Annotated in this window: 13 protein-coding genes; 1 reads left to right on the top strand and 12 read right to left on the bottom strand. The window is 36.8% G+C overall.

Going from position 1 to position 15,230, the window contains the following annotated elements:
• Positions 1-118 precede the first annotated feature (118 nt).
• The 4 genes from RGT18_RS04765 to trxB form a co-directional block, all read right to left on the bottom strand.
• Positions 119-1,567, bottom strand: a complete 1,449-nt coding sequence (locus RGT18_RS04765) for an IS1182 family transposase (RefSeq protein ID WP_338176481.1) — start codon at positions 1,565-1,567, stop codon at positions 119-121.
• Positions 1,568-1,755: 188 nt separating this feature from the next.
• Positions 1,756-2,208: a thioredoxin-dependent thiol peroxidase gene (gene bcp, locus RGT18_RS04760; protein WP_028078172.1), complete on the bottom strand. Its 453-nt coding sequence runs from the start codon at positions 2,206-2,208 to the stop codon at positions 1,756-1,758.
• A gap of 64 nt (positions 2,209-2,272) precedes the next feature.
• Positions 2,273-2,977: an HAD family hydrolase gene (locus RGT18_RS04755; RefSeq protein WP_051240989.1), complete on the bottom strand. Its 705-nt coding sequence runs from the start codon at positions 2,975-2,977 to the stop codon at positions 2,273-2,275.
• A gap of 75 nt (positions 2,978-3,052) precedes the next feature.
• Complete coding sequence (gene trxB / locus RGT18_RS04750) at positions 3,053-3,952, bottom strand: thioredoxin-disulfide reductase (protein ID WP_028078173.1); 900 nt, start codon at positions 3,950-3,952, stop codon at positions 3,053-3,055.
• Positions 3,953-4,247: 295 nt separating this feature from the next.
• On the opposite strand from trxB, the gene RGT18_RS04745 reads away from it, so the two are divergent.
• Positions 4,248-4,694: a hypothetical protein gene (locus RGT18_RS04745; RefSeq protein ID WP_028078174.1), complete on the top strand. Its 447-nt coding sequence runs from the start codon at positions 4,248-4,250 to the stop codon at positions 4,692-4,694.
• 92 nt (positions 4,695-4,786) lie between these two features.
• Here RGT18_RS04745 and RGT18_RS04740 read toward each other — a convergent pair whose 3' ends face one another.
• The 8 genes from RGT18_RS04740 to argS all read right to left on the bottom strand — a co-directional run bounded on the left by RGT18_RS04740 (position 4,787) and on the right by argS (position 15,204).
• Complete coding sequence (locus RGT18_RS04740) at positions 4,787-5,512, bottom strand: B3/B4 domain-containing protein (protein WP_028078175.1); 726 nt, start codon at positions 5,510-5,512, stop codon at positions 4,787-4,789.
• A 28-nt stretch (positions 5,513-5,540) separates the two neighbouring features.
• Positions 5,541-7,151: a putative manganese-dependent inorganic diphosphatase gene (locus RGT18_RS04735; RefSeq protein WP_028078176.1), complete on the bottom strand. Its 1,611-nt coding sequence runs from the start codon at positions 7,149-7,151 to the stop codon at positions 5,541-5,543.
• Between the two features lie 25 nt (positions 7,152-7,176).
• The gene (locus tag RGT18_RS04730) at positions 7,177-8,451 is read right to left on the bottom strand and encodes a helix-turn-helix domain-containing protein (RefSeq protein ID WP_028078177.1); all 1,275 of its coding nucleotides are present in this window, start codon (positions 8,449-8,451) and stop codon (positions 7,177-7,179) included.
• A 109-nt stretch (positions 8,452-8,560) separates the two neighbouring features.
• A complete protein-coding gene (locus RGT18_RS04725; RefSeq protein ID WP_028078178.1) occupies positions 8,561-10,072 on the bottom strand; it encodes a YfcC family protein in 1,512 nt (503 codons plus the stop codon).
• 17 nt (positions 10,073-10,089) lie between these two features.
• The gene (gene arcC / locus RGT18_RS04720) at positions 10,090-11,028 is read right to left on the bottom strand and encodes a carbamate kinase (protein WP_006525142.1); all 939 of its coding nucleotides are present in this window, start codon (positions 11,026-11,028) and stop codon (positions 10,090-10,092) included.
• A gap of 4 nt (positions 11,029-11,032) precedes the next feature.
• Positions 11,033-12,025 carry an ornithine carbamoyltransferase gene (gene argF, locus RGT18_RS04715; protein WP_006525141.1) on the bottom strand — a complete coding sequence of 331 codons (993 nt, stop codon included), beginning with the start codon at positions 12,023-12,025 and terminating at the stop codon, positions 11,033-11,035.
• Positions 12,026-12,075: 50 nt separating this feature from the next.
• Positions 12,076-13,305, bottom strand: coding sequence for an arginine deiminase (arcA, locus tag RGT18_RS04710; protein ID WP_028078179.1), 1,230 nt, complete (start codon positions 13,303-13,305; stop codon positions 12,076-12,078).
• Positions 13,306-13,548: 243 nt separating this feature from the next.
• Entirely contained in the window at positions 13,549-15,204 is a 1,656-nt protein-coding gene (gene argS, locus RGT18_RS04705; RefSeq protein ID WP_028078180.1) for an arginine--tRNA ligase, read from the bottom strand.
• Positions 15,205-15,230: the final 26 nt, after the last annotated feature.

Below are 15,230 nucleotides of genomic sequence, written 5' to 3'. Positions count from 1 at the left end.
TATTATCTTAAATCACATTCTTTTGCCATCTAAATTTAAAAAACTGCCCTACGGCAGTTTCAGAGTGTTGACAAAGTGACATTTTAAACGATGTCACTTTTTATTTTGTCTGTAAACTTCAATAATATTGACTTTCCAATAAGACAAAGTACTGATTTTGAGGTATTAAGCTTAAAAATGGATTTGCTTCCCATTTCCATCGTGCCATTCTTTCTAGATTATGGCATGCAAAAATCATCGACGTTCTATGTCGATTTTTCTTTAACCCTCTTTCTCGTGTGAATCTCAAGCAATGATTCTCCTTATCCTCCGCAAATACTCTCTCGATTGTCTGTTTGCGTAATGGATATATTTCCTTCCATAATGGGGTATACCTTATCTCTTCTGCTGCTTCAAGATAGGGTGCCCATACATGTCTGGTTATCACTTTTGTATTATTCTTGCTTTTGGTGCATTTATCTTTCAACGGACAGCTGGCACATATTAATGGATTACTCTTGTATTGCCTGTACCCTTGTCGGTTCACTGTTGTATATGTCAATGTTTGATTGTTTGGACATATATACCAGTCATAGTGTTCGTCATACACATATTCTCTTTTTGGGAAAAAGCCTTTCTTCGTCTGAGGTCTTTTATATGGAAGTATTGGCTGCTGATGATTATCTATTATCTCTTTGGCAATGGCTGGTGTTTTATATCCTGCATCTAAACATACATTTTTAATTTGATCTCCAAATTTTCCCTGAAGATGTCTGTATGCACCAAAGAATGAAACACTGTCATGTATATTTCCAGGGACTGTATCAAAGCTCAATACGAATCCATGTTTATCACAGAATGTCTGCTGTTCATACGCAAAACATTCTTCATGTTCTCCTTTATGATAATTCCCGGATTCAGGATCAGTAGTACTTTGCTTTACTCTTTTTGTTTTTACTATCTCTATTTCTTCTCCTGTTTCAGAATCAAAATCCAGTTCTGTTCTGTTTAATGAGTGAAATTCTTTTTTACCATCTAATGCTCTTTCTTGGTTTATTTCCTCAAGCAGGGAATCTTCAAAACATTTTTTTGTGATTTCTATTTCTGCATCTGTATGTTTTCTTTTATTTGCATTGGCTTTAACGTGTGTTCCGTCTCCAAACACTGTTTCGAGATCAACAAATCCTGCATCCATAGCTTCCTTAAGTATTCTATTGAATATTTGTTCAAATATATCAGAATCTCCATATCTACGTATATAGTTCTGGCTCCAGGTAGAATAATTTGGAATACTCTCAAACATTTCATATCCTATAAACCATCTGTATGCCAGATTTACTTCTATTTCCTTACAGGTTTTTCTCATACTGTTGATGCCAAAACAGAAGTTAATGAATATCATCTTAAATAAAACCACCGGATCAATGGATGGTCTTCCTTCAGAACTATACAGATCCTTTACCAGAGGATATATAAAGTTCCAGTCAACAGCTTCTTCAAGCTTTCTGACCATGTGATCTGGTGGTACTAAGTTATCAATAGTATCAAATATTATACTGTCGTGTTTTATATTATTCCTGCATGTCATTGTCATGATAATCACTCTCCAATTCCCGTTATTATTATACCATGATTACTTTTTGCAAAATAAAAAGCAGAAGAATTACCGATTTTGGGAATTGGAGATCTTCTGCTTCTTTATTATACTTTATTTTTTGCTTTTTTTCCTTATTTGTTTGTCAACAGGCTGAAACTGCCCTACGGCAGTTTATGTCTTTATAACTCTTTTACAACATCCTCAACATGGCTTGTAGCTTTTACTTTTTGGAAAGTCTTGATGATAATACCTTTTTCATCAATTAAGTAAGTTGAACGTTCAATTCCCATATACTTACGACCATACATAGATTTCTCTACCCAAACATCATATGCTTGAATGGTTTCTGTACTTTCGTCAGATAATAATGTAAACGGTAAATCATAATTACTTTCAAACTTCTTATGTGATTTTACACTATCCTTCGAAATACCTAATACAATCGTTCCCTTTTCCTGGATTTGTGGCAAGCGATCACGGAAGTTACAAGCTTCTGCTGTACAACCTGATGTATTATCCTTTGGATAAAAATAGAGGATTACCTTCTTTCCTTTATATTCAGAAAGTGTATGTTCTACACCATTTTGATCCAGCAATTTGAAGTCAGGTGCTTTTACTCCTACATTTAACATTTTTAATTTCTCCAATCTATATATCAATGATAATACATAATGGATTTGAAAACCTTGACTATGCTTATTGATATTGTTTTAGTAAATTCAGAATATCACTTGGTTTTTGAATCATTGGATATTCTCCTGTTTCAGCACCTTCATGATAAACGATTTGTACAGGATGAATTCCCAGAGATCCTGCGGCTTCGAGATTCTTTATCTGGTCATCAATGAAAATACACTCTTCAGGTTTAAACCCAGATTTTTCTAATGCATCTTGAAACATAAGTACATTAGGTTTCAAAACACCTAATTCATAACTATACGTGTATTGATCAACATATTCATCCAGTTTGAATGCATGAATACGTTTTCCAATATATGGCCATGTATCAGAAATAATTCCAATACGATACCCTTCATCCTTTAATGTTTTTAGTGTTTCTAAGGAACCTGGTATTAAACTCATTGTTGCAAGATTCTCTACCATATCAACCGCAAGCTTTACTGCATGTTGAAATGTTCCATCTAACTTTGCTTGATCAAACAACGTTAGATAGAAACGGGTATATCTTTCGATCTGCTCCTGTTCACTTGTCATTTTTGGATTTTCAATAAATGGTAAATACGCTGTATTGTATGCATGTTGCCATACGTTGTAGTCGAGTCTCGAAATTTTCTCTCGAGAAAATAGTTCATAGAATTTTTGATTCAAATTCCAATCACCGCTGCATGGTTCTAGAAGGGTCCAGCCTAAATCAAAAAATATACATTTTATCTGATTCATTATACCTACCTCTTGTTATTAATATTATTATATCACTTATATGTACTAACAGAGGCATATATCTTGAAATAATACTTATAAAGTATTACATGCATTCAAAGCGGCGATAGCACCATCACTAGCAGCTGTTGTTAATTGACGAACGGTCTTTACACGACAATCTCCTGCTGCATAAATGCCCTTAGCAGATGTACGGCATTCTTCATCTGTTTTGATAAATCCACGTTCATCTAATTCAACAATATCAGAGAAGATCTGATTCATTGGAATTTGTCCAATTGCAACAAATAAAGCGTCCACATTTAATGTCTTTGTTTCACCAGTATTCTTATCTGTTACTTCAATGGAATGTAGACGGTCATCTCCATTTAGTTTTGTAACGGTACTATCCATTACCTTTACAAGGTTTTCCTTACCATCAAGTTTTACTACTTCAGCTTCATCAGCACGGAATTCATCACGACGATGAATAATATATACACGTTTGCAGAAACGTGTTAAATACTCTGCATCTTCAACCGCTACATTACCACCACCATTTACAGCTACATTTTTACCTCTAAAAAACATACCATCACAAGTTGCACAATAGGATACACCCTTACCTGTTAGTTCCTTTTCACGCTCAATTCCTAGTTCTCTACGCTTCATACCAGTAGCGATAATAATCGCTTTTGCATGATATTCATTCTTTGTCGTGTAAACGACCTTTTCGTCCTCACAGTTTTCAATCTTCACTACACCTTCAAACGCAAAAGTTGTGCCTAAGTCTTTTGCTTGATTGTAAAGATCTGTCGCAAAATCGAACCCAGAAATATGTTTGATACCTGGATAGTTTTCTATATCTGCTGTATTGATGATCTGTCCACCATAAGTAGACTCTTCTAACACTAAAGCTTTCTTTCCTGCTCTTTGTACATAAATAGCCGCTGATAAACCAGCAGTCCCTGCACCAATGATAATTACATCTACCATAATTTGCCTCCTTTATATTTTATACAACTAAACTTTATATCACAGTAAGAAATAACACAAAATATATGCTCAATTCATCATTTGTAAGTTTTTTCATATACTGTAAATGCTTATGTAAATTTTATATTTTATTATCATAATTTAATTATTTTGTAATCTTTTAAAGATAATTCTTCTGTTCGTTTTATTCTCTTTATATTATCATTGAGTAGCATGGTAAAAATATATCTTTTTTTATACGATATATGCTATATTCTTAGGTATATTTCTTATCAGTATATTTGGAGGGATTAAGATGAAAAAGACATTAGGCACATTTGTATTAGCCGGTTTACTATTCTTGGCTGGCTGTGGTGCAAACGCATTATCTACTAAGAGCATTTCTGAGAAGTTAACAAAGGAACCAACAAAGGTTTCTGTTATCTATGTTGATCCAGAATCTGGAATTCAACGCGAAACAATCACAGACCATAAGGATGTTGTTAACGCAATCGCCGATGAATTAAAGACACTTTCAACAAAAGTTGTTAAAGACAAGGTTTCTTTCAACCAAAAGGATACAGCATTTGGTGTTGAAGTAGCTGACAAGGAAGGCACATATAACGTTACTCTTTACAGCAACGGCTACATGAGAGTTCAGAAGTTAGGTGAAGATGTTGTAGTTTACTCTGTAACAGATGAACAGATTGAAAAACTGAACACAATCTGGTCTGACTTCATGGCTTCAAACTCAGGAAAGTAAGTTGGTTAATGCTTGAGATGATACTATTGATATCATCTCTTTTCTTATACATATATGAAATGCGCCTCTTTATGAAAGAGTGCGCATTTTGTTTATTCTTGGATCATTGTTTCTTTTGTGTTGATATTGATAATCTGTTTATTGATTACTTCAGCACCAACATAATGTGTTAAAAGATTTGCTAGTTCATCGACTGCTTCTTGTAATTCACCTACGCGGTTTGGTTCAACACATTCCATTGCGATGAATTCAACCGTTGTATCATCTGTTACTTCTGTACGCTTTCCATCACGCCAGTTCCAACAACGACAGATAACACCTTCCTCATCGTAGTATGCAATTTCACCTGCTAATGGTGGTTCTGGTTTATCTGAACCAATTGGCCAGAAATCTTCTCCACCCTTCATAATACCTAAGTGTAAATCTCCCTTGAAGGTCTCCATATTTTCAGCACCAATTGGGAATGCATACTTTAGTGAGATTGCATTTGTAATATCAACAGTTGGTGCGATAGTTCCGACTGGTGTACCATGCAGTACACGCTTTAGTAAAGCTTCGATTGAACAACGTGCACCCTTCTTTGTAGGAAATTTTGAATATGCCTCACGCCATGTCTTTACAACTGCGTTTTCAGAAATCACTTCACTCGTTAAGTACTTCTTAGCACCTTCATTTGCACTATCTAATAGTGCTTTGATTTCAGCTGCCTTTTCATCATCCAAATGAATAGACTCCTGAACATTCTTTACAGCTAAAACCGCAATACAAGCTTCTGGGAATATCTCCCAAAAACCTCCATCCACAATAAATTTTTTCATGATTATCACCTCTTATACTACAAGTATATCATTTCAAGGTATCAATAATAATTGGTAATACTTGTTTCTTACGAGATACAATACCCTTTCCAAAATGTTCTTTGTTGAGGATATCGCCAAAGGCTTCCGCAATAATATTAGACTTCTTTCCCGCTACCAAGAAGTAGGATCCTGATCCCATAGGATCAGTAAACAATGTTAATACTAAATCATAATGCTGTACTTCTGCAGTTTCTTTCATGAATGCATGGAAGTGAACTTTAATTGCAAAGTAATCATCCTTCTTGCACTGTACTTGTGCAATCGCAATTCTTGTTCCATTGATTCTAAACTCTTTAAAGTCATTATAGAGCAACTCTACATCCGTCTTATTTGTGACTGAATCTGAAGCATCCAGCATCTCTTGATATAGGTCAATTGCCTTTGTCCCAGATACTTCTTCCAAGTACTTCACCATCTCATGATCAAAAGTTGTGGTTGTTGGTGACTGCAAGCACATCGTATCGTTAATAGCAGCACCAAGAAGAATACCTGCAAGATTCTTTGGTAATTTGATATGTGATGATTTATATAAACCAGTAATGATTGCGGCTGTACTTCCTACAGTACGTGCAACGATATTGATAGGCGTCACCGTCTCAATGCCACCCATACGATGGTGATCAACAATTTCAACCACTTCGCCAAACTCTAAATCACGTACAGATTGCATCGCTTCATTGTGATCAACCAGGATAAATTTCTTCTTTTCATAGTGGAATAAGTGATAACGCGAGATAGCTCCTACAACCCTACCATCCTTATCCAAAACAGGATAGGTACGATAACGTGTCTTCGCAATATGATCACTTACTTCGTCAACATACTCTGTTTCTTGGAATGTCATAACATCTGTTGTCATAACAGATTTAACAGATGGTGTTTGATAAATCAAACGTGAGCATTCAATAACGGAGTAATCCGTATGCAGCATGGATACACCCTTTGCTTTTGCATAGGATAAAGTAACTTCATCTATCCAATCTTCACCAGAAACAACCACAAGTGCTGCATCTGCCTCAATTACAAAGCGTTGAATATCCGGATTATTGCGTACAATTACAATAGAATTCTTATATACTTCTGGCTTATCAGACATGGAAGGCATAATCTGTACAATACCACTTGGATGATACTGTTTTGATTCGCAATAATACTTGCCTTTTAGTACTCTTGCGATATTGGTTAATGTAGCAGTACTGATTAAGTCTTTCAAAGACTTACCACTTTCTGCCCAAAGCTTTGTTAAGTCAGAAACAGATAACAATCCTAAAAGTCTTTCTTTTTCATCAACGATGAAAATACCTTTATTTTTACGAGATAAAATAAGGTCTAATGCTTCTTTCATTGTTAAATCTGGGCCTGCAAGTAATGGATCATCCTTTTCTATTTCCGATAACATGCATTTAGCTGTATGGATTAGCTTAGGATGTTCAAAACCAAACTTCTGTAATAAATACTGTGTTTCACTCTTTGCCTTGCCTAAAGCACATGCAATAGCATCTTGCCCTAGTTGTTGTTTCAGATGGGCATACGCGATTGCGGATACGATTGCATCGCAATCTGGATTCATATGCCCTGTCACATAGAATGGTTTCATTATTTACCCAACTTTCTAATTATAGTTATCCAGCAAAACCACTTTCAGAACGATCTACTTTTTGTAAAGTAATGCCTGTACGGAATTCTGTTGGTGTCATTGCTTTAAATTTGTAAAAGTTAAGATTGAATGTCTTGATATTGTTATAACCTACAGCTACCGCAATATCTAAGACAGAATATGTTGTAGAAATCAATAATTCACTAGCTTTGTTAATACGAATAAAATTTAATAATGTTTCAAAGTTCTTCTCGGAATAATAGAGTAATGATCGGTTTAATTCCGAAACACTTACACCATATTTCTCAGCCATAGTACTAGCAAGTAACTTCTCTGTATCATAGTGCTTATAGAGATAGTTCGTTACTTCAAATGCAACGTTCTTATCTGCACGATTATATCCAGATTTTACCTTACTGTAGATCTTACGATATTTGTTTGGGGTAATACCTACCTTCTCCACAAAGTGTTTTGATAGATGTGAAGCATCCGCAAAACCGAGTAAAATGGCAATTTCTTCTAGTGTCATATCCGTATAAATTAAATAGTCTGATGTTTTTTCAATACGGATATTATTTAATAATTTTGTAAATGTAGTACCTGTTAAATCAGTTAACTTCTTTGATAATGTTGATTCTGATATAAAAAATATTTCTGCAACCTTTTCAAGCGTTAAACGCTCTGAAGAATGGGAATAAATATAACTCAATATCGAATTCTGCATGACGGATGCATTTTCTTCATTCACTACTTCTTCACTAGCCTTAAAATAGCGACGATACGCCACCATTAATTCAATAATTTTAACAAGTGAATATAAGAAAGACAACGGCTTATTGGGTTGCCTGACCAATGCGGAATCAACGCCAAGTTCCTCTTGTAGGTGTGACATGATTCCATCTACGTACTTTGTTTGTTCATCGTTTAAATATACAATCGGTTCAACTGCAAGGAAATTCAAAAGGTCAACACTTTCTTCTTCCAAGCCTGGTGTTACCTTGAGCATTGTGTTAATAAATTGATAATCATAAACTACTAGATTAAGGTGTAAGGTATCTCTTACATCAATGATATCTGTAATCTTCCAAGGTGTAATTGCGCATAGTGTATGTGGTTTTATATCATACTCCACGCCATCTACTTTAATCTTACCGACGCCTTTATTAAAGTACATAAAACGGGCAGCCTGATGCATTAAAGCTTTGGTTGGCTTCTCAATTGCTTCATAGTCAAACGAGCAAAAAGAAATAGGATTAGTTTCCGACGTCCAGCTATCTTGGATAGTTGCTGTCTTTGTCATAAATTTTGTACCTCTGTTGTACATATCATAGCATATTTGTATAAAAGCGGAAAGTTCCGACCGTGCTCTCACACAGCCGGAACTCTATTCAAACATATTTTAGTTTTGATTATTTGATTATCATCATTGCTAATGATAGAACAACGATATTTGCAATACCAATCGCTACAAATAATTTCATACCCCACTTCATATATGTCTTTAGTTCAACCTTAGCTGCACCTAGACCACCCATTACTACACCAGATGTTGGTGTGAAGAGGTTGATTAATCCGCAACCAGCACAGAAGATATTGATCATAATTGAAGCGTTGAAGCCTAATGTATTTGCTAAACCACCCATTACTGGCATTGAGAATCCAGCAAGCCCTGATGTTGAAGGAACTAAGAAACTCAATACTAAGTAAATTACATATGATAGAGGAGCGAATACGAATCCCGGAACACCCATCAACATACCTGCTGCCTTGTCCAAAATCCAGAAGTCCATATGAGTTGTCTTCATAACGACTGTGATACCACGAGCAACTGCGATTACGATTGCCACTGATAATAGATCCTTCGCACCGTCTAAGAATGTATCGATGAATTCTCTTTCAGACATTCTAGCCATGATAGCGATAAGAATACTTGAGAATGTAAACCAAGCAGCCAACTCAGAGAAGTACCATAGACCTAAAGGTTCACCTGTTAAGAATGAAGTCCATCCAAGTACTGCTAAGTAAGCTTCTTCATCACCAGCAAAGTTGATGTCGATGTAAGAAATCAATGAAGCAATCATAACTGCAAATGAGATTGCAAATACAATTAATACAGCCTTGTGCTTGCCTGTAAATTCTAACTTGTTGCCATCTTCCTTTGTAAAGTGTTCACGCATATCTTCCTGCTCTTGTAGAGAAAGAATTGTTGAGCCTTTATCAGCCTTAACCTTCTTAGCGTAACCTAATACGAAGAAAATAGCGATTGCAAGTGAGGTAAACCACAATGCAAAGCCAAGAATCATAACTAATGTGTTGTCATAAGGAACGTTAACACTCTGCAATGCAGCCATAGCTGCGCCAGTAGCAAATGGGTTAATTGTTGAACCTAATACACCACATCCTGCACCGAGCAATACAGTTGCAACTGCTACCATTGTATCGAAGCCAGCTGCTACCAATGCTGTAGTAATCAAAGCGTAGAAACCGATTGTCTCTTCAGCCATTCCGTATGTGGAGCCACCGATAGAGAATAAGATCATCAAGATAACGATCAGAACTTCTTCCTTGCCGTGCATCTTCTTAACTAAGTGATAAACACCAGCTTCAAGAGCACCAGTCTTCATTACAACACCGATGAATCCACCGATAGCCATAATAAATACAATCAAGTCAGCAGCATCCACAAATCCTCTTGGGAATGCCATGAAGAAATCACTGAACTTTGCACCGACAACCGTAACGGTTTCGCCGTTAGCAACCATGTCAACTAATTCGCCATACTTCTCAGGGTTTAAACCACTGATTAAGCTATCGCTAATTGGTTGTCCATTTAAGAATACTGAAATCAAACAAAGTACTGCTAAAATAATAAATAAAATTGTAAACGCTGTTAGTGAGCGTTTTTTGGCTTTCACAGACATACTATCCCCCCTTCTAATTATTTAGTAATAATGGTGCCTGTTTCACCTTGTAAAGCAACTTTTGCTTTTTGCAATGATGTAATTAAAGCTGTTCCACCATGTGTGTTATTCTTAACGAATTCCATGCATGATTGAACCTTTGGAAGCATACTTCCAGGAGCAAATTGCTTCTCTTCAATATACTTCTCTGCTTCTTCCAACGTCATTGTTGGAAGTTCCTTTTGATCAGGCTTGTTATAGTTAATGCATACTCTGTCGACTGCAGTTAGGATAATCAACATATCTGCGCCAATGGACTGTGCTAGTAATGCACTAGAACGGTCCTTATCGATAACAGCTGCAACGCCCTTTAATCCTTGCTCTGTTTCAACTACAGGGATTCCTCCGCCACCAACTGTGATAACGATGTCGCCAGCCTTAACAAGTTGTTCAACAACCTTTAGTTCAACGATACGTTGTGGAATTGGTGAAGGTACAACACGACGATATCCACGCCCTGCATCTTCTACAAATGTAAAGCCCTTTTCAGCAGCAATCTTATCTGCTTCTTCCTTCGTATAGAAGCTTCCTACTGGTTTTGTAGGTTTCGCAAATCCTGGATCATTTGCATCAACAACTACCTGTGTAACAACAGCTGCACATTCCTTGTCAATGCCACGAGCCTTTAATTCCTGCTGAATAGCTTGTTGTAAATGATAACCAATATAGCCTTGGGACATCGCACCACATTCTGGGAATGGCATATATGGAGTATTGCCACCCTTTGTGCATGAGAATTCCATAGCCAGGTTAATCATTCCAACCTGTGGTCCATTACCGTGGCCAACGATTACTTCATAGCCGTCCTGTGCTAAGTCAACGATAGTCTTAGCAGTATGACGAACTAATTCAAGCTGCTCTTCAGGGGTATTGCCTAAGGCATTACCTCCAAGAGCTACTACTATACGCTTTGCCATGTGATTACTTCAGAGTAGCATACATAACAGCCTTAATTGTATGCATGCGGTTCTCTGCCTCATCAAATTGTCTAGCTTGTGTGCCTAAGAATACATCATCTGTAACTTCCATAGCTTCTAAGCCAAACTTCTGATAGATGTTCTCACCAACTGTTGTGTTACGATCATGGAATGATGGTAAGCAGTGTAGGAAGATAGCAGTTGGCTTAGCCATAGCCATCAATTCCTTATTAACCTGGTAAGGACGTAAGAGCTTGATTCTCTTCTCCCATAGTTCTTCTGGTTCGCCCATTGATACCCAGATGTCTGTGTAAAGAACATCAGCATCCTTAGCACCGATCTTGATATCATCAGTTAATTCAATTTCAGCACCCGTCTTGCTAGCTACTTCTCTGCACTTAGCAACAAGTTCATCTGAAGGCATTAACTCCTTAGGTCCGCATGCGCAGAAGTGCATACCTAACTTAGCACAAACAATCATCAATGAGTTAGCAACATTATTACGAGCGTCACCGAAGAATGTTAACTTACGGCCTCTAACATCACCAAATTCTTCCTTAACTGTTAAGATATCAGCCAACATCTGTGTTGGGTGATATAAATCTGTTAAACCATTCCATACAGGAACGCCAGAATACTTAGCAAGATCTTCAACTACTTCCTGCTTGAATCCACGGTATTCGATACCGTCGTACATACGACCTAATACCTTGGCTGTATCCTCTAATGATTCCTTCTTACCCATCTGTGATGATCCAGAATCTAGGAATGTAACACCCATACCTAAGTCACGTGCACCAACTTCGAATGCACAACGTGTTCTTGTAGATGTCTTTTCGAACAAGAGAACAACTTGCTTGCCCTTTAAATAACTGTGGTCGACACCATTAGCCTTTAATCTCTTGAATTCAGCAGATAATTCTAAGAAATATCTGATTTCATCTGATGTAAAATCTAATAGTGTCAAAAAACTTCTTCCTCTAACATTAACGCCCATAATAGCTCCTTTTCTTATTTTTCTATTTTTATGGTTATTCAATTTTAAACTTAGTCTTCACGAACTAATGGCATGGACATACATCTTGGTCCACCACGTCCTACGCATAAGTTGGATGCATCTAATTCTAATACTTCAAATCCATTATCCTTTAGATATTGGTTTGTAACATAGTTACGCTTGTAAACGATGATCTTACCTGGTGCAATTGTTAGTGTATTAGAGCCATCATTCCATTGTTCACGTTCAGCCGCTAATGGGTCTCCAGCTCCGCAAGGGAATAAACGAACCTTATCTAAGCCCATGAACTTAGCAAGAATATCTTCTAACTTACCTGTATGTTCTTCGATATGAACATCATGATTTGCACGATCTGCTGTAACAGCAAATACCTGTAATGTTCCCATGATACCTGGATGAATTGTAAATGCATCAGTATCAATTTGTGTAAATACTGTATCTAAGTGCATGAATGCACGTGAATTAGGAATATTGAAAGCTAAAATTGTCTCAATCTTATTTCCTTCGTTTTCATAGAACATCTTCATAGCTAACTCCTGAATAGCTTCAGCCTGTGTTCTCTGTGAAATACCGATGAATAAGAGTTTTTCATTAACGTTTAATACGTCTCCACCTTCGATATGGAAATGGTTATTACGTCCATATAAGTCTGGAACATTTCCAGCATATTCTGGATGGAATCTGAAGATGTAATCTGCATAGATTGTTTCGCGATTTCTTGTTACAGAATACATTCTGTTAATAACTGCACCATTACCTACAGAAGCGAATGGGTCGCGTGTAAAGTATAGGTTTGGCATTGGATTTACTAATAAGTGTGAGTTAGTTTCAAGGCGGTCAACCAAGAAATTTGTGTGGATTTCACCGAGTTCTCTGAATGTGATACCAGCCATCGTCTTTAGAACTAATTCCTTAGTATTTGTAAGCTTAGCTAAGTAGTCCTTAATAATCTTGTGATATTCAGGAGTATGAACACCTGATTCAACTAACCATTGATCAAGGAACTGTTCCTTAATTTCTGGATGAGCATCTAGTGTTTCAGCCATTAAATCTTCTAGATAAACAACTTCTACACCATTGTCACGTAAAATCTTAGCGAAACGATCGTGTTCAACCTGTGCTTCATAAAGATCAGGAATATCATCAAATAATAATTCTCCTAATGTATCAGGTGTAAGATTTAATAATTCTTCTCCTGGCCTGTGTAATAAAACCTTTTTGAGTGTTTTGATTTCACTCGTTACATGAATGTTAGACATTTGCTTTCCTCCTATTGTCTTTTCATTGAGGCTACATATCGCGCGCATGATATGTAACCGGTTTCAAATCTATATTATTATTATAATCGTTTTTTTTTCTATAATTGGAAACATATTGCCTAAAATTTTGTATTTTTTTGTAAACATCATCTTGTTCTTCTTATTGAAAAATACCTATAATTCACAAGAAAGAGCCCCTATATCATCACTACAGGGACTCCATATATCGTTCTTGTTTTTCAATTACATTGATTCAGGTGCTTCTACACCAACAAGGTTAAGAGCGTTCTTCAATGTAATCATTGTAGCCTTCACTAAGCCTAAACGTTGGTTTGTTAACTCAGGATCTTCTGGGTTATTTACACGTGAACTGTTGTAGTAGCTATGGTAAACCTTAACAAGAGAAATGATATATTCAGTAATCTTGTTTGGCTTTCTGCTTGCTGCTGCATTTGCAACTTCAATTGGGAATTCACTAATGAGCTTCATCAACTGTAATTCCTTCTCATCACTTAGACGATCATAAGTAGCTACCTGTGTGAAGGCAGGAATCTTAGGATTGTTCATAATGGAATGCATACGAGAATATGCATACTGTGCATAGAATACAGGGTTGTTGTTATCTTTAGAACGGGCTAACTTCATATCAAAATCCATGTGAGTTGCAACGTCCTTAGAAACGAAGAACCAACGAGCAGCGTCAACGCCTACGTCTTCGCATAACTCACGAATCGTAATTGCGTTACCTGTACGTTTGGACATCTTCACTTCCTTGCCATCTTCAACCATACGTACCATCTGGATGATATCTACCATAAGGGCATCTGGATAACCTAATGCTGTTAAAGCAGACTGCATACGTGTTACATAGGAATGGTGGTCAGCACCCCATAAGTTGATTAAGTGATCATAGCCTCTTTCAATCTTATAGATGTGGTTAGCGATATCTGGTGTTAAATAAGACAATGTTCCATCGCTCTTACGTAATACACGGTCCTTGTCATCGCCATATTCAGTACTCTTAAACCATAGAGCACCATCTTTTTCATATGTCAGACCCATATCGGCCATCTTTGTTAAGCAATCATTGATACGCTTACGATTGTTTTCGTAGAAGAATGTTTCATGCTGGAAGTTTTGGAAATCACAACGATATATCTTTAAGTCATTCTCAATCTTCTTTAATTCTAACTCAACACCTGTCTTCTTGAAGTATTCAAGACGTTCTGCGGGATCAGCGTTTAACCACTTGTCACCATCTTTTTCCGCAATCTGATTTGCGATATCAATAATATCTTGTGCATGATATCCATCTTCTGGAAGTGGATATTCTTTTCCAAAGTGATCAAAGTAACGAGAAATTAAGGATTCTCCTAACATCACAATCTGGTTACCAGCATCGTTAACATAGAACTCTCTGTAGTTGTTATAACCACTTGCTTCGTAAAGACGTGAGATACAGTCACCCCAAGCAGCGTTACGAGCATGTCCACAGTGTAAGTCACCTGTAGGGTTAGCGGATACCCACTCAACCAATACATTCACACCTGCACCAGTGTTATTCTTGCCATAATCATCACCTGCGTTGATAACAGTATTAATCACTTCAGCTAAAGCATCCTTCTTTAAACGGAAGTTGATGAAACCTGGCTTTACAACTTCGATAGAAGAAGCTTCTGTGTAGATTTCCTTTAACTTTTCAACGATAGGTCCTGCAATATCTAATGGACTCTTATGCAATGTTCGGGAAAGGCGCATAGCTACACTAGTTGAATAATCTCCCATCTTTGGATCACGTGGGGTCTCAACAATCAATATTGAATCATCTGCATCAATATCGTACACTTGCTTCACTGCCTCACGGACAGCTGAACTAATTTTGCTTTCAAAATCACTCATCTTTTTGTCCTCCCTCATTTGATAGC

Origin of the sequence: Solobacterium moorei (genome assembly GCF_036323475.1) — a bacterium.
Taxonomy (GTDB): domain Bacteria; phylum Bacillota_I; class Bacilli_A; order Erysipelotrichales; family Erysipelotrichaceae; genus Bulleidia; species Bulleidia moorei.
The sequence above is the reverse complement of the archived record's forward strand: the minus strand, read 5'-3'. Positions and strand labels throughout refer to the sequence as shown.

Coding starts and splice junctions, on each gene's coding strand:
- RGT18_RS04765 (WP_338176481.1), bottom strand. CDS start 1,567: ATGACATGCAGGAATAATATAAAACACGACAGTATAATATTTGATACT.
- bcp (WP_028078172.1), bottom strand. CDS start 2,208: ATGTTAAATGTAGGAGTAAAAGCACCTGACTTCAAATTGCTGGATCAA.
- RGT18_RS04755 (WP_051240989.1), bottom strand. CDS start 2,977: ATGAATCAGATAAAATGTATATTTTTTGATTTAGGCTGGACCCTTCTA.
- trxB (WP_028078173.1), bottom strand. CDS start 3,952: ATGGTAGATGTAATTATCATTGGTGCAGGGACTGCTGGTTTATCAGCG.
- RGT18_RS04745 (WP_028078174.1), top strand. CDS start 4,248: ATGAAAAAGACATTAGGCACATTTGTATTAGCCGGTTTACTATTCTTG.
- RGT18_RS04740 (WP_028078175.1), bottom strand. CDS start 5,512: ATGAAAAAATTTATTGTGGATGGAGGTTTTTGGGAGATATTCCCAGAA.
- RGT18_RS04735 (WP_028078176.1), bottom strand. CDS start 7,151: ATGAAACCATTCTATGTGACAGGGCATATGAATCCAGATTGCGATGCA.
- RGT18_RS04730 (WP_028078177.1), bottom strand. CDS start 8,451: ATGACAAAGACAGCAACTATCCAAGATAGCTGGACGTCGGAAACTAAT.
- RGT18_RS04725 (WP_028078178.1), bottom strand. CDS start 10,072: ATGTCTGTGAAAGCCAAAAAACGCTCACTAACAGCGTTTACAATTTTA.
- arcC (WP_006525142.1), bottom strand. CDS start 11,028: ATGGCAAAGCGTATAGTAGTAGCTCTTGGAGGTAATGCCTTAGGCAAT.
- argF (WP_006525141.1), bottom strand. CDS start 12,025: ATGGGCGTTAATGTTAGAGGAAGAAGTTTTTTGACACTATTAGATTTT.
- arcA (WP_028078179.1), bottom strand. CDS start 13,305: ATGTCTAACATTCATGTAACGAGTGAAATCAAAACACTCAAAAAGGTT.
- argS (WP_028078180.1), bottom strand. CDS start 15,204: ATGAGTGATTTTGAAAGCAAAATTAGTTCAGCTGTCCGTGAGGCAGTG.